Genomic DNA, 23,510 nt, shown 5'->3' with positions numbered 1-23,510 from the left:
TGGGATTGCTTCATTACACGACAAAAACAAGTTCTTTTTGTGTAATTCTTAATCTATTTTAGGGGAATTACTAACTCCGCAGACTGGCGTTCTTCGCGTTCCTTCTCATTCATCTCATCAAGTTTACCCCATACTTCTTGCATTAACTCTTCTAAACCAACGCGGCTAACAGCAGAAATCAATAAAACTGGAGCTTTTGCTAGTTCACCTAGTCTGCTAATTAGACTATGAATTTCCTCACTTTCAGTATCAATCGCATCCACTTTATTGACTGCTAAAATTAGTTGTCTATCCGCCAAACCTCGCCCGTAAGCCTTTAATTCTTCCTGAATAGTTAGATAATTGGCAACCGGATTTTCATCAGTAATATCAATCAAATGCAGCAATAAACGAGTGCGTTCAATATGGCGTAAAAAGTCATGGCCAAGACCTGCACCCGCGTGTGCTCCCTCAATTAACCCTGGAATATCAGCAAAAACTGTGCCGTCACCAGTTGGCTTTCTTACTACTCCTAAATTCGGTACTAAAGTTGTAAATGGGTAATCTGCTATTTTTGGTCTGGCAGCAGATAAAGCAGAAATTAGCGTAGATTTTCCCGCATTTGGTAAACCAATAATTCCCACTTCAGCTAATAGTTTTAACTCTAGCCGTAACATCCGTACTTCACCATCTTTTCCCGGCATAGCATAATCGGGAGCGCGGTTAGAATTGGTCAAAAAACATTTATTTCCCAATCCACCTTTACCTCCTTGAGCAACACAAAGAGTTTGACCAGGTTTAATTAAATCTCCCAGAAGTTCGTTAGTTTCCGCATCATATACAACTGTGCCACAAGGAACCTCAATAGTGCGTTCGCTTCCCTGAGCTCCTGTCATATTTTTTGGCCCGCCGCGTTTGCCATCTTCTCCTTTAAAAATGCGGGCGTATCTAAAATCTAGGAGTGTTTGTAGGCGTTCTACTGCTACCATATTTACAGAACCGCCTTTGCCACCATTGCCGCCGGAAGGCCCGCCGGCTGGGACGTATTTCTCCCGCCGAAATGCTACCATGCCGTCGCCGCCTTTGCCAGCTACGACTTGAATTTCTGCCTGATCTATGAATTGCATAATTTGGTAATTGGTAATTGGTAATTGTTAACTGTTAACTGTTAACTGTTAACTGGTAATAGGTAATGGGTAATAGGTAATAGGTAATGGGTAATGGGTAATGGGTAATTGGTGATTGGGAGTAAAAGTTAGGATGTTGAAGTGTAAGTGAAACCCATCTTTGATAAGAAGGAACAAGGATTTAGTTATCTAAAAGATTGGGAAGAATTTATGAAAAAGAATTTAGGTAGGAAGAAAAACTCATGCTGACCGAGGTATTCGTAATATTGACAAATTTACTCTGAATTTTTCTACTTTTTATCTTTAGCATAGCTGCCTTCTTCCTTCTCCCGATCGCAAATCTGGCTTAAATATCCCCCTTATTTCCTAGTCCGCGCAGGCGGACTTTGTTTGTATAGTAGCGGTTTAAACCGCCGAGCGATTTATTACCAATTACCAATTACCAATTACCAATTACCAATTAGCAGTATTCCGAAATATCCTCCTTACAGTCATCTGCCAAATAAGAGAGAGCTCGGAAGCGCAAACCTACTAATTGATCGTAGAGAGGATTTAGTTTACACATTGGGGGAATGTGAACTAGCTTGCGGCCAAATAGAGTGATGTCTCGCTCAAAAGGGCACTGGGGCGGAATCATTTTGCAGACAAAATGAGCCAAACTGGGATCGTGGATTTCCCAGCCATCCAGCCATACTCTAACAGGTTGCAAGACATCTCTGTGGGGGCTGCGATCGCGTGCCGCCTTAAATGCACGCTCTTCCTCTGATGCAGCAGCATTATTCGTATCCTCTATAGTGTGTCGCAAAGCTGCGATCGCATCCACCTTCACCCCAAAAGCATCGCAAAGCTCATGCAGCAATTCATCTTCGCAGAAAGAATATATACCGTCTGCTAGAGCCACCATTACTGCTGTCCTCAAGAAATTCTCAGCAGTCACCCTGTCTTGCCCTAAAACAGCCACTAATTCCTGTGGCGATATGGGTTCAAAAATCGCATCAACTGATGCCTCGTCTGCAAATTCAGCTTGAGTTAAGGAAGCAATCAAATCTTGTTCTCCCTCATCAAAATTACCATCAGCCCAAGCAATGGTTAGTAAGCCGCGCAGCCAAACCGCAATCTGTTCGTTAGTGTAGGAAGTTTTCACAGTGTTAATCATGGCCATCGTTTCCAAGTATTACCTAAGTCAAAACTCAAAACTCAAAACTCCTAACTTTGATCTATTCATTAGTGTAGGAAGTTTTCACAGTGTTAATCATGGCTATCGTTTTAAAGTATTACCTAAGTCAAAACTCAAAACTCAAAACTTTTTAAAGCCGCCGACACAAAATCCAGCGTAATTCCATTGGCGGACGGGCATTTGCCATTGGAAATACATCTCTGCCAGTTGCCCAACTAGAAAACCAGGGCGTAGGAGGCCACGCCCCTGATGGCAAGTTGTGGCGTTCGTATTCAAACACTAACTCATTGGAGATTTGTACTAGCGGCAGTCCTTCCATTGCTGCTGCTAATTCTTTGGGGGTAAAGAGGGTAGACCATGACATTTGCGCCACTTCTCGCACTAGGGAATCGGGTTCGTACCCATCGGCGGTTAAAAAGACACTAAATAGCAATAAGCCGCCAGAACATAGAAAATCGCACATTTTAGCGAGAAATAGCCGGACTTGATCGGATTCTCGAAAATGAGAAATTAGTTCAGCCGCGATCGCAATTTGGTAATTAGCCGGACGCATCCGCACTAACGGATCGAGCACGTCCCCCAAAGTCACATTCACAGGCAACTTTTCTGACTCGACTGCAACTCGCAACTGTTCGACAAAACCCGCAGTTAACTCGATCGCATCCACAGGGTGGCCCAGTCTCGCTAAGGGCAGTGTATTACGCCCTGTTCCTGCTCCTACATCCAAAATCCTTACTTTACGAGGATCGCCTAATTTAGCAGCAATTGCCATCAATTTAGCATCTGGATGAGAGCCAAAAAGAGGTGGTTCTCTCGTCTCTACCCATGTCTTATACTGGTCTCCCATTGTGGAGCTAGCAATTACTAATTTACAAGCTAAACCAGTTTGAGGAGGCTGAACTGACTCGTATTGGAGAATTAGCATGGAAGCAGTGGAAACGCTAAACCCAGTAGCTAATTTACTTGCTATAAGCTGGCGCAATTCTGTTTGTTTTTCTGGAGGCAGTGGGCGACCGAGAGCGTGAAATAATTGGTCTATCCACTTAAGATAATCCTCAAGCATCCCCGGTATGCAAGGGAAAATTACCTCGCCACGAGCAATAACGCGAGTATTAACTTTGTAGAGGATAGCCTGTTTTAGGACATCGGAATTAGTTATCAGCGGCAAGTATTCGCTGTTGTCAATTGTATTTTCACTGCCCATAAAACTTACAGTTTTTGAGCCGATCGATACAGTTTCTCCGAGAGTTAATATTGCTTTCGACTGTGCCGTTATTACTCATAAAATCCTTAGAGTTAAGAGTTAACAGTTAACGGTTAACGGTTAACAGTTAACAGTTAACAGTTAACCACTTAGTTACTGCCTGTAAAAGTCACTTCGGGAAATCTTCCTTGAGCTTCTGCCATTGGCCGCCGTCTGCCTTCTTCTTGCCAGTAGTTGATGACTTCTGTAGCTTTATTGAGGATTTCTACGCGATCGTTGTCGGCGATCCAGTGTTTGGCTTCTAGTTCGTTTTTTAGCTCTTCCCAGGCATCTTTGCGGGGCCAGAAAAAGTAAGCTGTCAAAGGGCTAGTACCTTTGCCTACAACTTGGTCAACGGCGAGTGCCACGTTCTCTTCTAACCAGAGAACCTTTAAGATGAACTTGGACAAACCAACTTCCGGGGTAGACTTAGCCATGTTAAAAAATTAATACAATCGCTAATTGTACCACAATTTTAGCAGATTAGAGATGCAAAATTTAAATTTTATCAGAGCTTAAGGATCGATGCCAAATCAAAAAGTTATTGTTGTGTTTGATATTGATGGAGTAGTGCGTGACGTGGGGGGATCGTATCGACGCGCGATCGCAGATACAGTTGAGCATTTCACCTCATCCGCCTATCGTCCCACTTCTGAGGATATCGACAGCCTCAAGTCTGAGGGTCTGTGGAATAACGACTGGGATGCTTCCCAAGAGTTAGTTTACCGCTACTTCGAGAGTAAAAGTCAGTTGCGATCGCACCTTGATTTAGACCGAGATGCCTTAATCGCCTTTTTCCAAAGTCGCTACCGAGGGACAAACCCCGAAAACTGGACGGGTTATATCTGTTCTGAACCTTTGCTGCTACAGCCAGCCTACCTGGAAAGTCTAACTCAAGGGGCGATCGCTTGGGGATTTTTCAGCGGCGCGATGCGAGATGAAGCCCTTTATGTCTTACAAGGTAAACTCGGCTTAACCTCACCAGTGCTTGTGGCGATGGAAGATGCACCCGGCAAACCAGACCCGACTGGACTATTCGCAACAGTTGAGCAACTGCAAAGTCAGCAGGGAATAGATGAATCTACCCCAGTGATTTATGTCGGTGACACCGTTGCTGATATGTACACAGTTGAAAAAGCCCGAAAACTTCAGCCGTCTAGGGTTTGGGTTGGCGTAGGAATTTTGCCCCCTCACGTTCAGCAGACTCAAGAACGCCGCGAATCCTACACTACTACTTTGATAAATGCAGGTGCAGCAATGGTTTTCAGCAATGTTAAGCAGTTGACACCAGTAGAAATTGAGAAATTAGCGATCGCATATCAACCGTAACGCCGCCCAGAGGGAGTAATTATAGCATTCACCAAGGCAATTAAGACACGATGCCTCCGGCTGGCTACGCCTACGATTGCTGGAACCCGCTGATTCTATTCCCTTATTCCCTTATTCCCTTATTCCCTTATTCCCTTATTCCCTTATTCCCTATATTCCCTATATTCCCTATATTCCCTTCTTCCCTAGCCCCTAGCCCCTAGCCCCTAGCCCCTTCCCCTAGCCCCTAGCCCCTAGCCCCTAGCCCCTTCTTCCCCTAGCAAGGGCGGCGTTACGAACAATTTTGTCTCAATCCTGAAAAAATTGCGATCGTAAATACGTAAATATCGAGTTAGCAATGCTATCATCATAACGATTTCGTATTTGGGGCTGTGGCTCAGATGGATAGAGCAAGCGCCTCCTGAAAAATCGGGCACCCTGCGAGGAAACTCCGGGAGTGAATGTGGTCAAACTCAAGGAAGCCTAAGTCTGACAGCAGATATGGTAATCTTGAGCCAAGCTTTACCCAACAACGGGTAAAGAAGGTGCAGAGACTGGCTTTAAGGAGCTTAAACAAATCTCCTTAAACATACGGCCACCACCTAAAGGCTACAAGTCTACGGTGAAGGAATAGTCCAGAGAGTGGGGAAACTCACACAAATCTGAAGCGCTAGGTCGCCGGTTCAAATCCGGCCAGTCCCGTTAAATAATTAAGAATTAAAAATTAAAAATTAAAAATGAATACCCTTCATTTTTAATTTTTGATTCCTGTTGGTAGGGTATGCCTGTCGGATGTTATATCAAGGCTCCTCTGTCAGCTAGCCAGAGTTTTTGTACATATAATGCGGTTGAATATTGGTTTAAGCAGGCGACGTTATCGAAGTTCTAAAACTTCTAGTAAAAGTTGGTTTCTGATGGTGCTTTTGATTGTGTGTTGGTTTGGGTTTAATCAAATCAAAAGTTATTGGGAGCAACCCCAGGCTTTATTTGTACTAGGGGGCGCTGCGGAGCGAGAGGTGTTTGCAGCCAAATTTGCCCGCGAACATCCTCAATTGCCTATCTGGGTATCTTCTGGGAGCAATCCAGAATATGCAGAATGGGTATTTGCGGAGGCCGGGATCGATCCAGAGCGTTTACATCTAGATTACCGAGCTGTGGATACGGTGACTAATTTTACAACCCTAGTGGATGAGTTAAAAGCTCAAGGCATTCAAAGTGTTTATTTGATTACTTCTGACGACCACATGAGGCGAGCTCGGATTATTGGGGAGATAGTTTTAGGTAGTAGAGGTATTAGTTTTAAGGCGATCCCCGTTCCCTCTGGACGAGCCCCAGAACCAATTGAAAAAGTAGTTAGAGATGGTGTTAGAGCTATTGTTTGGTTAACTACTGGTTATACAGGAGCTAGCCTTGGGCAATTAAAAATTGGTAATCGGTAATCGGTAATTGGTAATTGGTAATTGGTAATGGCTAATGGCTAATGGCTAATCGCTAATTGGTTTGTTCTTGAATTAACACATAAGGGGATACAATCAAAGCATTGAATTTTTTAGCCCGGTTTTCATTCCATTCAGCTATCTGCTCCGGTGATGGTTTAGTCATCTGTTGTTCGCTAATCCAACGCTGCACAAAATTTACATTATCAGAAGCGATCGCTTCTCCAACTTCCAGCAAATCTAATTCAGGTACAACGATCACCAAAACATCGCGCTCAACGTGAGGCATCAGCCACTCCCAATTTGCCTCATCCAAATTGTCTGCTAACTGTGTGTTCAAATTTTCCATTATTCGTTAGTTGTTAGTTGTTAGTTGTTAGTTGTTGGTTGTTGGTTGTTGGTTGTTAGTTGTTGGTTGTTAGTTGTTAGTTGTTTGCTGTCTTCATAAATCATAGTGATTAGCAATTACCAATTAGCAATTAGCCATTACCAATTACCAATTACCAATTACCAATTACCAATTATCTCCCTAAATCGTGCATAGCATTGATCTCGGTAGCACATCTTTGGGTAATAGCTTCTAATTCTTCGCGATCGCTAGAACCAGGCGCATCAATTACCTCACCAATCCGCACCGTCAGAGGCACAGAGCGCGGCACAGGAGAACCCTTACGGCTAATTTCGCTCGTACCCCATAAAGATACCGGCAACAGCGGAACCTTCGCCTTAGCCGCAATCAAAGCCGCCCCCAGCTTCGGTTCCGTAATCCTACCATCAGCAGTCCGAGTTCCTTGCAAAAATACTCCTGTCGCCCATCCCTGCTCTAAATAGCTCAAAGCCGAGCGAATAGCACTGCGATCTGCCATTCCCCTCTTGACAGGATAAGCACCATATAGTAAAATAGCTTTTTTCAAAATTGGAATCTCAAATAACTCCTCCTTCGCCATAAAAGCCACAGGCCGCTTCATGCAAGAAGAGAGAATCGGGGGGTCAAAGTCACTAGCATGATTGCTGACTACCACCAGCGGCCCCTGCTGAGGCACATTTTCAGCACCATAGATGCGACCCCGAAAATAAACGTGCAGCATGGGACTAACAACTGACCACTTGAACAAGTGGTAGAGCATTAAACTCTCAATCGGTTCGCGGCTTTTACTCACCAAACACCATCTTTAAATAACAGCTTATATTAGCCTACCAGGTTAAACTAACATTCCACAGATTTGACTGGGAATACAATGATTACTAGGCAATTTACGGCTAAATTTATTACTCCTAGTTCAAAAGATTCTCAAGGGTCATGGTTATGAATATACTCTGCCAACGCCTGATTAATCAGCGCTTGATATCCCTGCTTACCTGCCTTTCCCTCGAAGTATTCCACGATGAAAGCATCTAGGAGAATATCTACCCGCCGCTGACCTCGTTCAACAGGTTTTCCGCCAACCCGTAGTACCGCATTCCTCATCTGTTCTTCCGTCACTTCTGGGATGTCAGAAAGGTCAATATCCTCATCTTGGATAGTATCAATTCGCTCCCAATTAGTTTGAGAGGCTTTGGAAGAAAATGATTTGCTCACGTTTAGTTCCCTCCCTCATTGAAATGACACGAATTTCATCCCCAACTTCCGTATGGGCAAGCACCACCACACGCCCGCCTAACAGTCCCAGTGTAATGAATCGCTGCTCCCCATAAGTATAACGATTATCTTCAAACGTGAATGTTGCACCCTCGAAGACCTGGGAAGCATCCACAAAATCAAATCCGTGTTTGCCCAAATTTAATTGTCGCTTATTTTCATCCCAGGTGAAACGCATCCGTTAACTCATAAATCGTGAATCAATTTACCGCCAACATTGCCTGTCTACCTTCAGGAGAAGTCGCATAACCTAAAAAGGCTTGAACCGCTGGATTAGGAGGATTCTTGTAAACATAAAATAACTGTCGCTGAAAGGGATAATTAGCAGTACCAGGAGCTACACCATCAATAGGTATAACCCGAACAGTTTGCTGATTAGCAACTTGAGCATAGGTAGCATAAGCAATTCCATTATTTCCTAACTCTCGCAACAGCAAAGTTGTAGTATCCGATGGCATAGTCTTAATATTAGGAGTAGTGCCAAATTCACTACCTTTGAGCACCAGTTCCTTAAAGGATTGATGAGTACCACTAACAGGCGGTCGATTAACTACCTGAATGGGAATGGCTGCACCTCCAACGCTAGACCAATTATTAATTTTTCCGGTAAAAATTCCCTGAACTTGAGCAGACGTTAACCCACCAGTAAACGGATTATTCTTACCAACAACTACAGCAATTTGATCCGCTGCAATTGTGACTGCAACTAAACCCTGACTCTGTTCTTGAGATGTCAAAGGTCGGGATAAGGCTGCTATATCAGCCTTCCCAGCCGCTACATCAGCAATTCCCTTATTAGAACCACTAGCGCTAGTATTAACATTAGTCCCCGGAAACTTCACCTGAAAGCCATTCTTGAGGTTTTGATTAATTGTTACCATGCTAGTAGAACCATCAATCTTCAACGCAGTGCCCGCAGGTACAGAAGCAGGAACGGCAAAGGCAATAGAAGGTTGTGACCCGCCTGCTATTGGTGCAGTAGGTGGCGGCGGTGGCGGTGGTGGTGGAGTAGTTCCAGTTATATTAGCACTGGGATTCGTCTCTACTGCTGGCTGTCTTAAGAAGAACCAATAACCAGCAGCCGCAAGAGCTAGAAAGATGAGAATAAAAACAATTGGAGGAGGGCCGCTACTTTTCGCCATAAATTCTCCTTATTCGGGAAGTTGTTTTTTAGTGCTATCCAACATTTGCAGGCGGCGGGAAACTTCGTCGTCTGCGGTCATTTTTTCTAAATCTGCCTGGAGCTTTTCTTGGGGATTTTCTGATAGTTCTGCGAAGGCGTGTTCTTTGAGATTGCGACGCTGGACAGCACTTTTAGCTTGCTCGAATTGGGAGCGGGCAGAATCGATGCTAAGGTCATTGTTAACCTTAGCAATTTGTCCCAAAGCTGCGTTAATTTCAGCCATATCTTTCATATTCTGCATATCCATTTTGTAAGCTTCCAGCTTTTGCCGTTCGCGGTTTAATTTGTCTTTGGAAGCATTCACGTAATTTTCGGCCTGTTTTACCTGTTCTTCTAACTGCGGCAAAATTTGCTCGATTTGAATTACCTTCGACATTGCCAAACGCGCCGCATCTTCGTTACCGTTGCGTTGAGCCGTCATTGCTTGGCGCTCGAAAGTCTGTAAGTCCTTAATTTTTGCTTCATATTTCTGCTTGGCCCTCTGGTAAGCTGCGACTTGAGTAGCGACTGCTGCTGCCAGTTTTTGCACTGATTCCTGCATTGAGCGTAGAGATTGCTCGGCTACCTCTACTGCTACCTGGCCTCCAGATTCCACTGGTATTCCCCACAGCCAATTCCAAGTACCGACTATTGCTCTGCCTGCCTTTTCGCCCATCAACCAGTAAATTACTTTTTTCATAAGGGCTTGGTGAATTTTATTTTTACACCCAGTGTACTACAGGATTTTGGAAGGTAGCAATGTAGAAAGTAAGGTGGGCGCTCTGATTTAAATCCGTAAGTATTATTACGAATAATTATGAGCGCCCACCCGACAAAAGGTTAAAGGATAGTTAACTAAAAATTAATTCGGTACTTGAGCGGCAGTGCTGACATTTTCTAACTCTAAATCAGGAGAATTGCGTTTAATTAAACCTGTCAGCACTTTGCCGGGGCCGATTTCTATCACTTTTTCAACACCCTCTTGGGGTAATTGCAAACAGATTTCGCGCCACCGCACACCCTTGGTCATCTGTTGAGTTAAACGCTGCTTCAAAGTAGCTGCATTTGTAGTCGGTGCTGGTTCAGCATTTGAGAGTACAAATACTTTGGCATCTGAAAATCTTGTAGACTTTAAAACTTGTTGAAATTCTGCCGCTGCTGATGCCATCAAAGGTGAGTGAAATGCGCCTGAAACGTTTAATTTAACGGCGCGTTTTACCTTTATCTTTGCTAAAAGTCCCTCAACTGCCGCAGGTTTTCCAGAAATTACTACTTGTCCGTCGCTGTTGTCATTTGCTAACACTACGTCTTGGCTATATTGAATTTGTAATTCAAGTTGTTGACGGTCAAATCCCATTAAGGCTACCATTTGACCGCCGGAGGCGCTTTCCATGAGTTCGGAGCGACGTTTAACTAGGCGCAATCCTGTCTCAAAGTCAAATACACCTGCGGCATAAAGAGCGGTGTATTCTCCTAGACTGTGACCTGCAACTACAGCGGGGTAATGGCCTTTTTGACGCATTAAGTCTGCTAAAATACTTTCGACAACGTAAAGGCAAGGTTGAGTATAAAGGGTGCGAGAAAGTTTCTCTTCATCACCTTGGCAGAGTTGGGGGACAGACCATCCTAAAATCTGTTCTGCGAGGCTAAATTTGGCTTTTGCTCCTGGCAGTTCTAACAAATCTACACCCATTCCAACTGCCTGAGAACCTTGACCGGGAAATACCCATGCTGTTTTAGTCATTTTTTTGCTAATTGGTAATTGGTAATTGGTAATTGGTAATTGTTAACTGTTAACTGTTAACTGTTAACTGGTAATTTGTCAAATTCGTTATAGTTGTTAAATCCGTTTTCTTTTTATGTAATTTTCTTTCATTAGTTCCGATCTCCCTTTTGTAATAACTGACTGTTAGCCGTTTAACGCCCCCATTGAAAAATTGCTGCTCCCCAGGTCAATCCTGCACCAAAACCAGCAGCGGCGATCGCGTCGCCTGGTTTAATTTTACCTTGTCGCAAAGCTTCATCTAAAGCTAAGGGAATTGAAGCTGCTGAGGTGTTGCCGTAATTAGCGAGATTGCTGATTACTTTTTGTGGGGGGATTTTTAACCTCTGAGCTACTGCGTCGAGAATTCGTTGATTAGCTTGGTGTAGCAGGAGCCAGTCAATTTCCTCTACACTGATGTTTGAGCGGAAGAGGGCTTTTTCAATAACTTCGGGGACTTTTTTGACGGCAAAGCGATAGACTTCTTGACCGTTCATGGTGATAGGTTGATAAGCGCCTTGACCGATGGTAACGCCTGGAACTAATTCTTTGGGTTGGGGGCGGTAAGCTAGGTTGAGACAGGCATTTTGGGTGCCATCGCTGCGAATTTCAAATCCTAAAAGGCGATCGCGATCGTTGGCTTGCATTATGACTGCACCCGCACCATCGCCAAATAAAACACAAGTGCCTCGATCTGACCAATTTACCCAGCGGGAGAGAATATCAGCGCCAATTAATAAGACATTTTGATACGCCCCAGTGCGAATGAATTGCGCGGCGGTTACTAACCCGAAAACAAAGCCAGAACAAGCGGCTGTCAAATCAAAAGCTACAGCTTTGGTTGCGCCTAACTGAACTTGAATTTGGCTAGCAGTGCCGAATAAATCGTCAGCACTTGAGGTGGCTAAAATAATCAAGTCGATATCTGTTGGTGCTATTTGTGCCATTTCGATCGCCTGTTTGGATGCCTCGACTGCGATCGCGCACACAGAAGTCTCAGCATCCGCCAGTCGTCTTTGGCGAATCCCCGTTCTCGAACTAATCCACTCGTCAGATGTTTCCACGATCTGACTGAGTCCATCATTATCTAGGGTAACTTGCGGCGTACAAGAGCCGCTCCCTGTCAAGGCAATACCTATCCCTGATTGCTGCAACTTTCCTCTCCCAATAATTAGCTACCAGTTGGAGAAATTAAAAATTAAAAATTAAAAAGGTTGCTTTGATTAGCTGAAACTACTATTAATAATAAGTAATACAGCTTTTTGATTTTACCTTTTCAATTTTTAATTCCTGCAAACTTCCTCTAACTTCTAGCTTCTTGTTCCTGACCGCTTTTCTGATATTGCGACTGAATGCGCTCTAGCACTTGGTTATCAATCGCTTCTTTTGCCAGACGAATGGCATTGCTGATGGAATTTGCTTGAGATGAGCCATGACTGATAATGCAAACTCCAGCCACACCCAAAAGCAAACCACCTCCATGTTCAACGTGGTCTACCCGCTGCTTAAACCGCTTCAGACTTGGTTGCAACATCTTGGCAGCAATTTTGTTTTCGATCCCAGAGGACAATTCCTCTTTAAACATTTGCAGGACAATTTCGCCTACTGCCTCTGCAAACTTCAATAAGACATTACCCACAAACCCATCGCAAACGATCACATCAAAGTTACCAGAAAGTACGTCACGACCTTCAGCATTTCCAATAAAAGGAATCTGAGGATTATCAACTAACATCTGGTGGGTGCGTACCGCCTGGTCGTTTCCTTTAGAAGGTTCTTCCCCAATGTTGAGAAGTCCGACTTTGGGCTCGGTAACTCCGAGTACGTACTGGCTGTAAATCGTTCCCATGACGGCAAACTGCTCTAAATACTTAGGGCGACAGTCTACATTAGCACCGACATCGAGGATGAGTACCGGTCTGCTGGATACCATTGTGGGCAAAACAGCGCCGATCGCAGGGCGGTCAATGCCAGGGAGTCGGCCCAACCGCAGCAGGGCTGCGGCCATCGCGGCTCCTGAGTGACCGGCTGACACCACAGCGTCGGCTCGTTGCTGTTTTACTAAGTCCATTGCCACGTTAATTGAAGCCTTGGGTTTGCGTTTTAAGGCGCTTAAAGGCTCTTCGTGCATTTCTACCGTCCCCTCAGAGGGAACGATTTCTGGGTGAGGTGAGGCATGATGTTGCTTGAGCGAGGCTTCGATTTGCTCTGGGTCGCCCACGAGCAAAATTTCCACCCCTAATTTTTCCTGTGCCTTCAGCGCTCCCGCAACAATTTCAGCGGGGGCGTGATCCCCACCCATAGCGTCTATTGCAATCCTTGCGCGATTCGATCCCATTGACCAAAGTATGAGAAACCTTAAAAATTCTACCAGGAAGTCTGGATACACAAGTCATAACTAGGAATTCTGTATTTGCGATGGGTTCTAAAGGGAAGATGGGGGAGCGGGGGGGCGGGGGAGCGGGGGCGGGGGAGCGAGGGGAGCGGGGGAGGCGAGGGGGAGCGGGGGAGCGGGGGAGCGGGGGAGCAGGGGAGCAGAGGAGCAGAGGAGCAGAGGAGCAGAGGAGCAGAGGAGCAGAGGAGCAGAGGAGCGCGGTCGGATGGGGAGGATTTATCTCCCCATCCTCCCCATCCTCCCCATCCTCCCCATCTTCCCCATCCTCCCCATCTTCCCCATCCTCCCCATCTTCCTCGCTCCGTATCCTCTTTAAGACTGTGTAAGTGCTATAGGAGTTAAAAATGTTGGAATTATTGAGTTCTGGGATAATTTCTTTATGGCTGGAAGCGGCGGGCCTACAAAAAGTTGGGCTGAATGCTGCTGCGGTGCTGGCTTGGGAAGGGGGGCTATCTGGCTTGGTTTTGGCTGGTGGCGATGTTAGCCAGTCGCCTTTGGTCAATCCTGATGGAGCTACAGCAGCGGCGGTACAGGGATACTTACAGCAGTTATCGGCAAAGGGGATGCTTGAGGGTTCTCAGGGGGTGTGGATGCAGTCGGGAATTAGACCTCTGGTGAGTAATGAGGGGACTGTGCCGGTGCCTGGGGCTTCACTGACGAAGATTGCGACTTCTTTGGCTTCGCTGCAAACTTGGGGGGCGAATTATCAGTTTGAAACGCGGCTGAGTGCTACTGGGCCGATTAAGAATGGGGTTTTACGGGGGGATTTGGTAGTTGAGGGTGGGGGCGATCCGTTGTTTGTTTGGGAGGAGGCGATCGCTGTTGGTAATGCTCTGAATAAGATGGGGATTAATCGGGTTGCTGGCAATTTGGTGATTGTGGGCAAGTTTTGGATGAATTACGACTCGAATCCAATGGTGGCGGGGGAGTTATTGCGGGAGGGGCTCGATTCTACAATTTGGTCGTCGGCAGTTAAGGGTTTGTATTATAAGATGCCTCCGGGAACTGCTCGACCTCGTGTGGCGATCGCGGGTAATGTTGTAGCTAAGAAATCTGTGGCTAGTGGCCGCTTGCTGTTAAAAAGGCGATCGCTTCCGCTAGCGGAAATTCTTAAGCAAATGAATATCTACAGCGATAATGAGATGGCGGAAATGCTGGCTGATGTTGTCGGCGGGGCGAAAGTTGTACAGCAGCAAGCTGCTTGGGCGGCTGGGGTTCCGCAGTCAGAAGTTCAATTGATTAATGGTTCTGGATTAGGGGAAGAAAATCGGATTTCTCCCAGGGCTGTCTGTGCAATGCTACAAGCAATTCAACGTTATTTGTACGGCACTAATCTAACAATTGCCGATCTATTTCCAGTGTCGGGACGCGATAAAGGGACATTGGAACATCGCCATATTCCTAAAGGAACTGTTGCGAAAACTGGGACTTTAGATCGTGTGATTGCTTTGGCTGGAGTTATACCAACGCGCGATCGGGGTTTGGTTTGGTTCGCAATTGTTAATCGCGGTAGTGATTGGGATGGATTGAGAAGTGAACAAGATTTGTTCTTGCAGCAGTTGGTGAACAAGTGGGGACTCGCACCAAGTTTACCCTTTGCAATTACGCCCCACATTAACGGTGCTAGACCTGCTTTGGGTGCGGCAAATCGTAATGATATTCTGATCGGGGGTTAGTTGTTAGTTGTTAGTTGTTCTTTGTTAGTTGTTCGTTGTTCGTTGTTCTCCCCTAGCCTCTACCCTCTCAGTCCCTTCTCTTTCCTTTCTTTCCCTAGCCCCTAGCCCTTAGCCCCTAGCCCCTAGCCCCTAACCGTCTTAGCAATTCTATTGATGAATTCTTCCGTCTGGTAAAATTGCTCCTGTTAACTTAGTTCCCGTCAGTTTTACTAGAATGCGATCGCCGTAACCAATTTTCGCTCCAGTTAAGTCAGCACCACTCAAATCTGCACCGCTTAAATCTGCTCCAATTAAATTAGTTTCTCTCAAATTGGCATTGGTTAAGCAGGCTGACAAAAGGTTGGCTCTAAATAAATTTGCTTTGTACAAATTTGCTCCTTTGAGGTTTACATTATGCAGGAAAGCATCGCTCAAATCGGCATCACTTAAGTTAGCATTACTTAAATTTCTACCTGATAAATCCTTCTCTTTCAATGAAGCTCCCCTAAAGTCTGCTCCGCTTAAATCGGGACTTGTGTTTTGATTAGGCTGGGGAGAAGTAGGATAGGATGGCGATTGAGGAGGGGATTGATAGTAAGATTGAGCAGGAGATTGAGCAGGAGGTTGATAGTAAGATTGAGCTTGAGGTTGAGCAGGAGATTGATAGTAAGATTGAGCAGCAGATTTTGCTTGAGTAGGAGATTGATAGGGAGATTGCGCTTGAGATTTTGCTTGAGTAGGAGATTGATAGGGAGATTGCGCTTGAGATTTTGCTTGAGTAGAAGATTGATAGGGAGATTGCGCTTGAGATTTTGCTTGAGCAGAAGATTGATAGCTAGATTGAGCTTGAGATTTTGCTTGAGTAGAAGATTGATAGCTAGAGTGCGCTTCGGATTTTGCTTGAGCAGAAGATTGATAGCGAGATTGCGCTTCAGATTGGGATCGCCATTGTGCTTGAGATTGAGCATAGCGAGACGACTCTTTCGACTTGGGCGATCGCGCCGATCCAGGAGTGACTTTAATTGCCCGTAATTTTTCCCGTGCTTGATTAATTTCCTTAAGTTTTTCTTGAGCTTTTTGTTGCAGTCTGGGATTATCATTAGGGATACGATCTGGATGCCAAATAAACGCCAAATCCTTATAAGCCTGGTTAACTTCTTCTTGGGAAGCCCCTGGCAATAACCCTAGAACCTTATAATACTGATCTAGCTCCTTCATGCGGGCAAGTCTCCTGATTTAGCTAAGCTATAGATAGATAGCAAAAACTCTCGGATTCGCTTTTCCTCAGTTGGCGCATCTTCCACCATCGGAAAATGAGCGGTATTGGCGATTATAACAAATTCGCTCGCCTCATTTCTTAGCAGTTAGGAAAAGCTTTGTAATATCTTAATATTTTACGAGCTTCAGCACCCGCCCGACGCTAGCTATACTATCCAATCGTACTAACTATAGCAACACTCATCAGTAAAATTATCATAGCCACCATCCCCGAACCTATGACATAGTGGAAAGGTCACAGCTCTTTAGGTCGCTGCTTTTTGCCTTTACGCGCAAAAAGGGTCTAAGTGTAGCTAATAGCTATCAACCGCAAATTTCCACAACTCCAGGAAGGAGTACCAATGGATTATTTTTATCCTGAATAGGGATTTTAGGTAGAACTAAATCCAATTATATGTATATATTCTCACAAAACTACTTAGATCGATATTAAAAATGAAGGAACCTAGAGTAAACACCATGTCTCCAACGATCTTGTTTCTTAACAAATAATGCTGTGATGAAAGGATCATTTTTCGTAAGTTTGCGATTCCAAATGACAGTTGGCGTAATGGTGGGAGTAGTACCTGCCATGTTAGTTGCTATCTGGTTTGCTAGCGATCGCGCCGCCGAGATTATCCGCACCCAAGCCAAACAGCATCTTGAATTAAAAGCAGATGTCTTGACGGAAAGTGTCTCGCGGTGGGAACAAATGAATGTTCGGATTTTATACAGCCTCAGCCACAACCCCAACACGATCAGCATGGATGTCAGCCAGCAATTGCCGCTAGTTACTGCTATTAACCGCACCTACAACCACATATATGCTGTGGAAACTTACAATTTAGAAGGTTATGTTATTTCTCGCGGCAATGGTCAGCCACTCGATCGCATTTACCGAGGCCATCGCCAGTGGTTTAAAAATGCAATTGCCGGTCATGAAATTACCCGCCAAGCTGTGATTTCTTACAGCACAGGGAAACCTGCGATGATCTTCTCTACACCGATTCGAGAATTTACTAATATTTATCCCGGTAATAGAAGTTTGTCTGTAAAAGAATTACAGGAGCAACTTAAAACACTTGACTACTACAAAGGCTTAATTACTGGTAATTACGATCGCCCAACAGCCAAAGCAGTCTCCCAATTTCAGAAAGCTTATCCTGGTTTACCCGATAACGGTACTGTCAATCTTACAACTAAACAACTTCTAGATTTAGCAACTCACTCGCCGCAAGAAGATTCAGTTGATGAAGTACAAAAATTAGTGCTATCAGACAAATTATCTTCTACTCCTATAAATGGAAGAGCTAAAACAAAAGGAGTAGCGATCATCGGCACATTTCTTAGCGATCTGGCTCACGTAGTTGGGGCAGTACGATTGGGGAAAACAGGCTTTGCTTTCCTAGTAGATGAAAATGGTGCAGTCCTAGCCCATCCTGACCCCAATTTTGTATCGGGAGATCACCTAACTAACCTTAGTAACTATCCAGCAGTCAAAAATTTATTAAAGGGTCAAACAGGCACATTTTCTTTTACTGACGATCGAGGTGTAAAATGGCTATCCTATGGGAAAAAGTTAGACATAGGCTGGGGGGTAATTATTTTGCAGCAAGAACACGAAGCTTTAGAAAATGAAAAGTTATTTTTGAAATTAGCGATCGCGATTGCCATCATTGCCGTTTTGGGTGTAGGCGGTTTGACATGGATACTAACTAGCCGCATTATTCAACCAATTACTCATCTGACAGTTGCAGCAGAAACTTTGTGCAATGGGGAATGGAACCAAAGAGTAAATATTAACCGTAAAGATGAATTAGGAATTTTAGCTAAGGCTTTTAATCAGATGGCTTGGGAGTTACAAAAACTATTCACTAACTTGCAATCCAAAAATGAAGAAGCGCAAAAAGCTCGGACTGAAGCTGAGGAGGCAAGCAAAGCTAAAAGCTTGTTTTTAGCCAATATGAGCCACGAACTCCGCACTCCTTTAAATGCGATTATCGGTTACAGTGATATGTTAGCTGAAGAATTTTTAGAGATTGAGTTGGATAATTTTATCCCCGATTTACAAAAAATAAATAGTGCGGGCAAACATTTGTTGTTACTTGTTAATAATATTTTGAATGTGTCGAATATAGAATCGGGTCAGATACAGCTAGATTTAGAATTATTTAATATTGAGACTATAGTTAAGGATGTAGTAAATACTCTTCAACCTTTGGCTGAAAAAAGGGCTAATATTTTAACCGTTAACTGCCCAGAAGATATTGGGACTATGTATGGTGATGTCATCAAAACTCACCAATGTTTGTTTAGTGTATTAAGTAATGCCAGCAAATTTACTGAAGGCGGCTACGTTAATTTAGAGGTATACAGACATCGCAATAATCACCAAGAAGAATCGGAAATTATGTCTGGGGAAGAATGGATTATTTTCAAAGTCAGCGATACTGGAATTGGGATGAGTCCTGAGCAAATTGGGAAAGTTTTTCAAGCTTTTACTCAGGCAGATGAGTCTGCAACGCGGCGATATGACGGTAGTGGTTTAGGACTTGCTATAACTAAGAAATTTTGCCAGATGATGGGGGGAGATATTCAGGTTGAAAGTAGATTGGGAAAGGGTTCTATTTTTACTATTAAATTGCCAGCGACGATCCGCTAGTGGGTTATACTCAGGGAGAGAGGGAATTAGCGATGGGTAGTGGCTAAGTAGGTCTATAGCACTTTTAAATGATTTATAAACTCAACTTTTGCTGATTACTGGTATGATAGCTAATAGCTAAGATCGATTAGGTTGAGATTTTATGACTATTGTGATTTCGCTAAATTCTGAGTGTATAAATAATTTAGATCTGTCATCGGTTCAGACGGTGATTGAAAAGTGGCTGGAAGAGGGCGCGATCGCCTCTAGCGAACAACAGTTAAAGTTTGAAATCGACTATCCTCGCGATCCCCTAGATCCGCGAGAACTTTCCGAGATTCCTGAAGTGAGGTTGTGGTTTATCCGGTTAGATGCTTCCTATCCTTGGCTGCCATTTTTGTTAGATTGGAAAGGGGGAGAATTAGCTCGATATGCAGCAATGCTAGTGCCACATCAGTTTCATAAAAAGGAGGGAATTCAGTATAACCCGGAAGCTTTAGAGATATTTTTGATGCACAAAATTTTTGTGCTAACGGATTGGTTAAATCAACAGGGAATTGCAGGTAAATCCAAGTTGATGTCGATGTCACAGATGTTTGGTTATGACTTAGATGATGGTTTTTTCGATCTGATTTTTGGTCATAAATGATATCTTAATTAGGGGATTTATGGCTATTATTAGCCTTATCAGAATATCGGACTTACGCTTATGGCTTCAGAAACCGGGTTTTTGCGATCGTATGTGGATAAGGGCAAAGTATTTTCGTCAAAAAACCCGGTTTCTTTGGTTGAGTGCGTAAGTTCTGAGATAGCCATAAATTCCCCGTAGGTTAACCTTTTTCCACTAATACCCTCAGCCACCTACTGCCATCTATCTAATTAAGTAGATAGTTATATAGTGATTTTTAGTGGCATTAGAATCAGGATAATTGGTAGTTAGTAATTGCTAAATACCAAGGACTAATTGCTATGGCTAATCCTTAGCCAATTAGCTATAGTTGCATTTTTGTCAAGGTTTCCTTTCCCAGTTGCTAATCCCTGACTCTGTAGTACCATGTTTGACATTAAAGTTACAGAATTAGGTAGCGGATTGATATAGGATCGCAACCCACAGACCCAGCACTTTAACCGGATTAAATGTATAAGACAAGTTAAAGAACTGGCTAGATTTGGAGGAATCGCCGTTACCATCAACAATGAGAAGTTTATTGCGCTGGAAGTTTGAACATAACACCCGATTATTTGCCGCTGGCGCTGGAGTCGTCCGGTCTCAGAGTGGAAATCGCACTCCAGGCCAGGATGCGCGAGTGGCTTTATTGCTCTCAGGATAGGGCCCTCTAGCGCAATATGCTCTGGCGCATCAGACCCAAGCTTGAAAGGGCAAGCCAGATCCTGTTAAGTGGCAATCCCAGAATTCCAACTAAAATTTAAGGAGAGTTTATGAAAGTAGCGATCGCGAAAGAAGTCGAGGCCGGCGAGCGCCGAGTAGCCTTAATACCCGACGCTGTAGCCAAGTTAGTAAAACAGGGCATTGAAGTGTTGGTTGAGGCCGGTGCTGGCGAGCAATCCTTCTTCTCCGATATTGCTTACGAAGCAGTAGGAGCAAAGATTGTAGCCGATACCGCCGCACTGTGGGGCGAGGCGGATGTACTGCTGAAAATTGGCGCACTGCAAGAGTCAGAAATTCATCAGTTGCGGGAAGGGTCAGTATTTATCGGATTTCTGAACCCCTTGGGAAATCCTGCTTTAGTGCAACGTTTGGCCGAACGCCAAGTAACGGCCTTCAGCATGGAAATGATCCCCCGCACCAGCCGCGCTCAAAGCATGGATGCGCTGTCATCTCAAGCTAACGTTGCTGGCTATAAAGCAGTGCTGATCGCGGCCGCGACTTTGCCCAAATATTTTCCGATGTTGACCACCGCAGCCGGTACAATTCGTCCCGCGAAGGTGCTGGTAATGGGTGCAGGCGTAGCTGGCTTACAGGCGATCGCAACTGCACGCCGCTTAGGTGCAGTAGTCGAAGCCTTCGACATCCGGCCCGATGTCAAAGAACAAGTCCAAAGCTTGGGCGCTAAATTTATTGATGTCGAACTAAAAGAAGAAACAGTCGCCGCTGGCGGCTACGCCAAGGAACTTTCCGAGGCCTCCAAGCAATACACCCGCGAAGTGCTCACCCAGCACGTCGGCGCATCAGACGCAGTAATTACTACCGCTCAAGTTCCAGGCCGGAAAGCGCCCGTGCTTGTTACCAGAGAAATGGTAGCTCAAATGAAGCCGGGCTCGGTGATTGTTGACCTAGCTGCTGAGCAAGGTGGAAACTGCGAATGTACTGAGCCTGGTAAAGATGTGCTGTGGAACGGTGTGACGGTGATCGGCCCGATTAATTTGCCATCGTCAATGCCGGTACACGCCAGCGAAACTTACTCGAAAAACATTTCGGCTTTACTTCAGCTAATGGTCAAAGATAAAGCCCTGAATTTGAATTTTGAAGATGACATCATCACTGGAGCTTGCGTTGCCCACAGTGGTGAAATCCGCAATCAGCGGGTACGCGAAGCTTTAGGTATCACCGCTCAACAGTTAACAGTTAACAGTTAACAGTTAACAGTTAACAGTTAACAGTTAACAATTACCAATTACCAAAATTTATGGCATCAGGATTGATTGCGGGTTTAGTAGTGTTTGTTTTAGCGTCCTTCGTGGGATTTGAAGTAATTAACAAAGTTCCACCAACGCTGCACACACCCTTAATGTCTGGTTCTAATGCGATTTCTGGGATCGCGGTTTTGGGGGCAATTTTGATTTCAGGTCAAGGAAATCTTAGCGTCACTTCGATTTTAGGGACGATCGCGATCGCATTGGCAACGATTAACGTAGTCGGCGGTTTCTTAGTGACAGATCGGATGTTGCAAATGTTCAAGAAAAAAGAGGTGAAAGCTTAAGGCTTTCCACCCTTTGGAAATGGGATTCTTTTGTTAACCTCACGATTTCTACTCTCTTTGAGGACTTATGAGCGATTTTCTGCCTAGTGGCATTCAGTTAAGCTATTTAGTAGCTGCGTCATTATTCATCATTGGTTTGAAACAATTAGGATCGCCAGCAACGGCGCGTCAAGGTAATGTTTTAGCTGCAATTGGGATGGCGATCGCGATCGTTGGTACATTGCTGGAACGTCAAGTTGTCAGCTACGAACTAATTGTCGTCGGTATCATCGCTGGTTCCATTTTGGGAACGATCATGGCAAAAACTGTGGCCATGACAGATATGCCGCAGATGGTAGGTTTGCTCAATGGCTTTGGTGGTGCGGCTTCTGCCTTAGTTGCCGTCGGTGAATTTTGGCGCTATCTCAGCATCCCCGAATCTCCGACCCCCGACGCTACGATCACGATCGTTTTGGGCGTGTTGATTGGCGGGATCACCTTTACTGGTAGCTTATTGGCTTTTGGTAAATTGCAAGAATTGCTTCCCGGTGCGCCGATTACCTTTCCCTTTCAGCAACCGGTAAATGCTGCATTGGCGATAGCACTTTTAGCCGGTAGCGCCTATTTAGTCTTCGATCCCGAAAATTTCTCAGTATTCCTGGGTTTAATCCTGATCTCCAACATACTCGGCATCATGTTTGTGCTGCCAATCGGCGGCGGCGATATGCCTGTGGTGATCTCGCTGCTAAACTCCTATTCGGGGATCGCTGCGAGTGTAGCTGGGTTCATCTTGATGAACAATATGCTAATCATCGCGGGGGCACTGGTGGGCGCTTCGGGGATCATCCTCACACAGATTATGTGTAAGGCGATGAACCGTTCTCTAGCAAGCGTTTTGTTTAGTGCCTTTGGTAGTAGCGGTGGCGGGGCCACGACTGCTGCTGCTGGTAGTGCGATCGACAAGACTGTTCGCAGCATAGACATGGAAGAAAGCGCCATGATGTTAGGCTATGCGCGATCGGTCGTGATCATTCCTGGTTATGGGATGGCCGTAGCCCAAGCACAGCACGCTGTCCGCGAATTAGCAGATCAATTGGAAGGCCTCGGCGTTGACGTAAAATATGCGATTCACCCAGTAGCCGGACGGATGCCGGGACACATGAACGTACTATTAGCAGAAGCGAACGTGCCTTATCCGCAATTGTACGATATGGATGATATCAATCCTTTGTTTGATGAGACTGATGTAGCTCTAGTAATTGGGGCAAATGATGTAGTAAATCCAGCCGCCCGTCACGATACAGCTAGTCCGATTTATGGAATGCCAATTCTAGAAGTAGAAAGGGCAAAGCATACAATCGTAATTAAGCGCGGGATGAATGCTGGTTTTTCTGGTGTAGATAACGAGCTTTTCTACAAGGATAAAACGATGATGCTGTTTGGTGGCGCTAAGGATGTAGTTGCCAAGTTGGTGTCTGAGGTGAAGCAGTTGTAAGGAATTTTTACCGCAGATAAATTCTGATTGATTAGAGTTTCTCTGCTGACGGGGTGACAAGCAAGTTGAAAGACATATTAGACAAGGGTTTGAGTTGATCTGCCTCAAAAAAGATAGGTGCGTGCGATCGCGACTTTTTCGGCGGTAGATAACGGAGAATAAGGAGCGGCGGCGATCGCTACTATCATAATTGTCAATAAGCAAGTCATAATCGCTGATATCTTTTTGGAGGTTCAGGAGCCTTAACCATGAGCCCATAAAGGTTTCAGCCGCATTGTCACCCCGTCAGGTTTCTCTGGGGTTTTAAGTTAAT

General features: G+C 44.8%; 23 protein-coding genes. 9 read left to right on the top strand and 14 right to left on the bottom strand.

From position 1 onward, the window contains the following. Positions 1–53 precede the first annotated feature (53 nt). The 4 genes from obgE to OSCIL6407_RS0114545 all read right to left on the bottom strand — a co-directional run bounded on the left by obgE (position 54) and on the right by OSCIL6407_RS0114545 (position 3,963). A complete protein-coding gene (gene obgE / locus OSCIL6407_RS0114560) occupies positions 54–1,106 on the bottom strand; it encodes a GTPase ObgE (protein ID WP_007356955.1) in 1,053 nt (350 codons plus the stop codon). A 460-nt stretch (positions 1,107–1,566) separates the two neighbouring features. Then, positions 1,567–2,268, bottom strand: a complete 702-nt coding sequence (locus tag OSCIL6407_RS0114555) for a Mo-dependent nitrogenase C-terminal domain-containing protein (protein WP_007356956.1) — start codon at positions 2,266–2,268, stop codon at positions 1,567–1,569. Between the two features lie 145 nt (positions 2,269–2,413). Next, positions 2,414–3,487: a class I SAM-dependent methyltransferase gene (locus tag OSCIL6407_RS0114550; RefSeq protein ID WP_007356957.1), complete on the bottom strand. Its 1,074-nt coding sequence runs from the start codon at positions 3,485–3,487 to the stop codon at positions 2,414–2,416. A 149-nt stretch (positions 3,488–3,636) separates the two neighbouring features. Beyond that, on the bottom strand, positions 3,637–3,963 hold the full coding sequence (locus OSCIL6407_RS0114545) for a 30S ribosomal protein PSRP-3 (RefSeq protein WP_007356958.1): 327 nt from the start codon (positions 3,961–3,963) through the stop codon (positions 3,637–3,639). 88 nt (positions 3,964–4,051) lie between these two features. Here OSCIL6407_RS0114545 and OSCIL6407_RS0114540 point away from each other — a divergent pair, with 88 nt between their 5' ends. Together OSCIL6407_RS0114540 and OSCIL6407_RS0114535 are read left to right on the top strand one after the other, a co-directional pair. Next, positions 4,052–4,855: a TIGR01548 family HAD-type hydrolase gene (locus tag OSCIL6407_RS0114540; RefSeq protein WP_007356959.1), complete on the top strand. Its 804-nt coding sequence runs from the start codon at positions 4,052–4,054 to the stop codon at positions 4,853–4,855. A gap of 821 nt (positions 4,856–5,676) precedes the next feature. Further along, positions 5,677–6,273 (top strand): YdcF family protein, encoded by a 597-nt coding sequence (locus tag OSCIL6407_RS0114535; protein ID WP_007356962.1) that lies wholly within the window; start codon positions 5,677–5,679, stop codon positions 6,271–6,273. A gap of 52 nt (positions 6,274–6,325) precedes the next feature. Here OSCIL6407_RS0114535 and OSCIL6407_RS0114530 read toward each other — a convergent pair whose 3' ends face one another. From OSCIL6407_RS0114530 to plsX, 9 genes are all read right to left on the bottom strand, one after another. After that, positions 6,326–6,619 (bottom strand): DUF2288 domain-containing protein, encoded by a 294-nt coding sequence (locus OSCIL6407_RS0114530; RefSeq protein ID WP_007356963.1) that lies wholly within the window; start codon positions 6,617–6,619, stop codon positions 6,326–6,328. Between the two features lie 172 nt (positions 6,620–6,791). Further along, positions 6,792–7,430: a lysophospholipid acyltransferase family protein gene (locus OSCIL6407_RS0114525; RefSeq protein ID WP_007356964.1), complete on the bottom strand. Its 639-nt coding sequence runs from the start codon at positions 7,428–7,430 to the stop codon at positions 6,792–6,794. 131 nt (positions 7,431–7,561) lie between these two features. Next, positions 7,562–7,849 (bottom strand): BrnA antitoxin family protein, encoded by a 288-nt coding sequence (locus OSCIL6407_RS0114520; RefSeq protein ID WP_007356965.1) that lies wholly within the window; start codon positions 7,847–7,849, stop codon positions 7,562–7,564. Beyond that, positions 7,812–8,087 carry a BrnT family toxin gene (locus OSCIL6407_RS0114515; protein WP_007356966.1) on the bottom strand — a complete coding sequence of 92 codons (276 nt, stop codon included), beginning with the start codon at positions 8,085–8,087 and terminating at the stop codon, positions 7,812–7,814. Before OSCIL6407_RS0114515 ends, OSCIL6407_RS0114520 begins: the two co-directional genes overlap by 38 nt. 22 nt (positions 8,088–8,109) lie before the next feature. After that, positions 8,110–9,051, bottom strand: a complete 942-nt coding sequence (locus tag OSCIL6407_RS0114510) for a phosphate ABC transporter substrate-binding protein (RefSeq protein ID WP_007356967.1) — start codon at positions 9,049–9,051, stop codon at positions 8,110–8,112. Between the two features lie 9 nt (positions 9,052–9,060). Beyond that, entirely contained in the window at positions 9,061–9,771 is a 711-nt protein-coding gene (locus OSCIL6407_RS0114505) for a PspA/IM30 family protein (protein ID WP_007356969.1), read from the bottom strand. A 162-nt stretch (positions 9,772–9,933) separates the two neighbouring features. Next, positions 9,934–10,815 (bottom strand): ACP S-malonyltransferase, encoded by an 882-nt coding sequence (fabD, locus tag OSCIL6407_RS0114500; RefSeq protein WP_007356970.1) that lies wholly within the window; start codon positions 10,813–10,815, stop codon positions 9,934–9,936. Positions 10,816–10,988: 173 nt separating this feature from the next. After that, complete coding sequence (locus OSCIL6407_RS0114495) at positions 10,989–11,987, bottom strand: beta-ketoacyl-ACP synthase 3 (RefSeq protein WP_007356971.1); 999 nt, start codon at positions 11,985–11,987, stop codon at positions 10,989–10,991. A gap of 149 nt (positions 11,988–12,136) precedes the next feature. Further along, the gene (gene plsX, locus OSCIL6407_RS0114490; RefSeq protein WP_007356972.1) at positions 12,137–13,171 is read right to left on the bottom strand and encodes a phosphate acyltransferase PlsX; all 1,035 of its coding nucleotides are present in this window, start codon (positions 13,169–13,171) and stop codon (positions 12,137–12,139) included. A 98-nt stretch (positions 13,172–13,269) separates the two neighbouring features. Here plsX and OSCIL6407_RS34300 point away from each other — a divergent pair, with 98 nt between their 5' ends. Beyond that, on the top strand, positions 13,270–13,554 hold the full coding sequence (locus tag OSCIL6407_RS34300; protein WP_173401174.1) for a hypothetical protein: 285 nt from the start codon (positions 13,270–13,272) through the stop codon (positions 13,552–13,554). 18 nt (positions 13,555–13,572) lie between these two features. Then, a complete protein-coding gene (locus OSCIL6407_RS0114485) occupies positions 13,573–14,904 on the top strand; it encodes a D-alanyl-D-alanine carboxypeptidase (protein WP_007357173.1) in 1,332 nt (443 codons plus the stop codon). 147 nt (positions 14,905–15,051) lie between these two features. On the opposite strand, the gene OSCIL6407_RS0114480 is transcribed toward OSCIL6407_RS0114485, so the two are convergent. Next, positions 15,052–16,101, bottom strand: a complete 1,050-nt coding sequence (locus OSCIL6407_RS0114480; RefSeq protein WP_007357172.1) for a pentapeptide repeat-containing protein — start codon at positions 16,099–16,101, stop codon at positions 15,052–15,054. A gap of 559 nt (positions 16,102–16,660) precedes the next feature. On the opposite strand from OSCIL6407_RS0114480, the gene OSCIL6407_RS31840 reads away from it, so the two are divergent. The 5 genes from OSCIL6407_RS31840 to OSCIL6407_RS0114445 all read left to right on the top strand — a co-directional run bounded on the left by OSCIL6407_RS31840 (position 16,661) and on the right by OSCIL6407_RS0114445 (position 23,197). After that, positions 16,661–18,802 (top strand): ATP-binding protein, encoded by a 2,142-nt coding sequence (locus tag OSCIL6407_RS31840; protein ID WP_019487370.1) that lies wholly within the window; start codon positions 16,661–16,663, stop codon positions 18,800–18,802. Positions 18,803–18,944: 142 nt separating this feature from the next. Beyond that, a complete protein-coding gene (locus OSCIL6407_RS0114465) occupies positions 18,945–19,430 on the top strand; it encodes a CRR6 family NdhI maturation factor (RefSeq protein WP_007357170.1) in 486 nt (161 codons plus the stop codon). A gap of 791 nt (positions 19,431–20,221) precedes the next feature. Further along, entirely contained in the window at positions 20,222–21,379 is a 1,158-nt protein-coding gene (locus OSCIL6407_RS0114455; protein WP_007357168.1) for a Re/Si-specific NAD(P)(+) transhydrogenase subunit alpha, read from the top strand. A 50-nt stretch (positions 21,380–21,429) separates the two neighbouring features. Then, the gene (locus OSCIL6407_RS0114450; protein WP_007357167.1) at positions 21,430–21,723 is read left to right on the top strand and encodes an NAD(P) transhydrogenase subunit alpha; all 294 of its coding nucleotides are present in this window, start codon (positions 21,430–21,432) and stop codon (positions 21,721–21,723) included. Positions 21,724–21,790: 67 nt separating this feature from the next. Beyond that, positions 21,791–23,197, top strand: coding sequence for an NAD(P)(+) transhydrogenase (Re/Si-specific) subunit beta (locus OSCIL6407_RS0114445; RefSeq protein WP_007357166.1), 1,407 nt, complete (start codon positions 21,791–21,793; stop codon positions 23,195–23,197). Positions 23,198–23,510: the final 313 nt, after the last annotated feature.

Origin of the sequence: Kamptonema formosum PCC 6407, from assembly GCF_000332155.1 — a bacterium.
Taxonomy (GTDB): domain Bacteria; phylum Cyanobacteriota; class Cyanobacteriia; order Cyanobacteriales; family Microcoleaceae; genus Kamptonema; species Kamptonema formosum.
This window is presented reverse-complemented; position numbering and strand designations above follow the sequence as displayed.

Excerpts from the sequence above, each read along its gene's own strand:
- OSCIL6407_RS0114530 (WP_007356963.1), bottom strand. The coding sequence starts at position 6,619 with ATGGAAAATTTGAACACACAGTTAGCAGACAATTTGGATGAGGCAAAT.
- plsX (WP_007356972.1), bottom strand. The coding sequence starts at position 13,171 with ATGGGATCGAATCGCGCAAGGATTGCAATAGACGCTATGGGTGGGGAT.
- OSCIL6407_RS0114455 (WP_007357168.1), top strand. The coding sequence starts at position 20,222 with ATGAAAGTAGCGATCGCGAAAGAAGTCGAGGCCGGCGAGCGCCGAGTA.
- OSCIL6407_RS0114545 (WP_007356958.1), bottom strand. The coding sequence starts at position 3,963 with ATGGCTAAGTCTACCCCGGAAGTTGGTTTGTCCAAGTTCATCTTAAAG.
- OSCIL6407_RS0114510 (WP_007356967.1), bottom strand. The coding sequence starts at position 9,051 with ATGGCGAAAAGTAGCGGCCCTCCTCCAATTGTTTTTATTCTCATCTTT.
- OSCIL6407_RS0114550 (WP_007356957.1), bottom strand. The coding sequence starts at position 3,487 with ATGGGCAGTGAAAATACAATTGACAACAGCGAATACTTGCCGCTGATA.
- OSCIL6407_RS0114465 (WP_007357170.1), top strand. The coding sequence starts at position 18,945 with ATGACTATTGTGATTTCGCTAAATTCTGAGTGTATAAATAATTTAGAT.
- OSCIL6407_RS0114480 (WP_007357172.1), bottom strand. The coding sequence starts at position 16,101 with ATGAAGGAGCTAGATCAGTATTATAAGGTTCTAGGGTTATTGCCAGGG.
- OSCIL6407_RS0114485 (WP_007357173.1), top strand. The coding sequence starts at position 13,573 with ATGTTGGAATTATTGAGTTCTGGGATAATTTCTTTATGGCTGGAAGCG.
- OSCIL6407_RS0114515 (WP_007356966.1), bottom strand. The coding sequence starts at position 8,087 with ATGCGTTTCACCTGGGATGAAAATAAGCGACAATTAAATTTGGGCAAA.
- OSCIL6407_RS0114555 (WP_007356956.1), bottom strand. The coding sequence starts at position 2,268 with ATGGCCATGATTAACACTGTGAAAACTTCCTACACTAACGAACAGATT.
- fabD (WP_007356970.1), bottom strand. The coding sequence starts at position 10,815 with ATGACTAAAACAGCATGGGTATTTCCCGGTCAAGGTTCTCAGGCAGTT.
- OSCIL6407_RS0114535 (WP_007356962.1), top strand. The coding sequence starts at position 5,677 with ATGCGGTTGAATATTGGTTTAAGCAGGCGACGTTATCGAAGTTCTAAA.
- OSCIL6407_RS0114505 (WP_007356969.1), bottom strand. The coding sequence starts at position 9,771 with ATGAAAAAAGTAATTTACTGGTTGATGGGCGAAAAGGCAGGCAGAGCA.
- OSCIL6407_RS0114450 (WP_007357167.1), top strand. The coding sequence starts at position 21,430 with ATGGCATCAGGATTGATTGCGGGTTTAGTAGTGTTTGTTTTAGCGTCC.
- obgE (WP_007356955.1), bottom strand. The coding sequence starts at position 1,106 with ATGCAATTCATAGATCAGGCAGAAATTCAAGTCGTAGCTGGCAAAGGC.
- OSCIL6407_RS34300 (WP_173401174.1), top strand. The coding sequence starts at position 13,270 with ATGGGGGAGCGGGGGGGCGGGGGAGCGGGGGCGGGGGAGCGAGGGGAG.
- OSCIL6407_RS0114540 (WP_007356959.1), top strand. The coding sequence starts at position 4,052 with ATGCCAAATCAAAAAGTTATTGTTGTGTTTGATATTGATGGAGTAGTG.
- OSCIL6407_RS0114445 (WP_007357166.1), top strand. The coding sequence starts at position 21,791 with ATGAGCGATTTTCTGCCTAGTGGCATTCAGTTAAGCTATTTAGTAGCT.
- OSCIL6407_RS31840 (WP_019487370.1), top strand. The coding sequence starts at position 16,661 with ATGAAAGGATCATTTTTCGTAAGTTTGCGATTCCAAATGACAGTTGGC.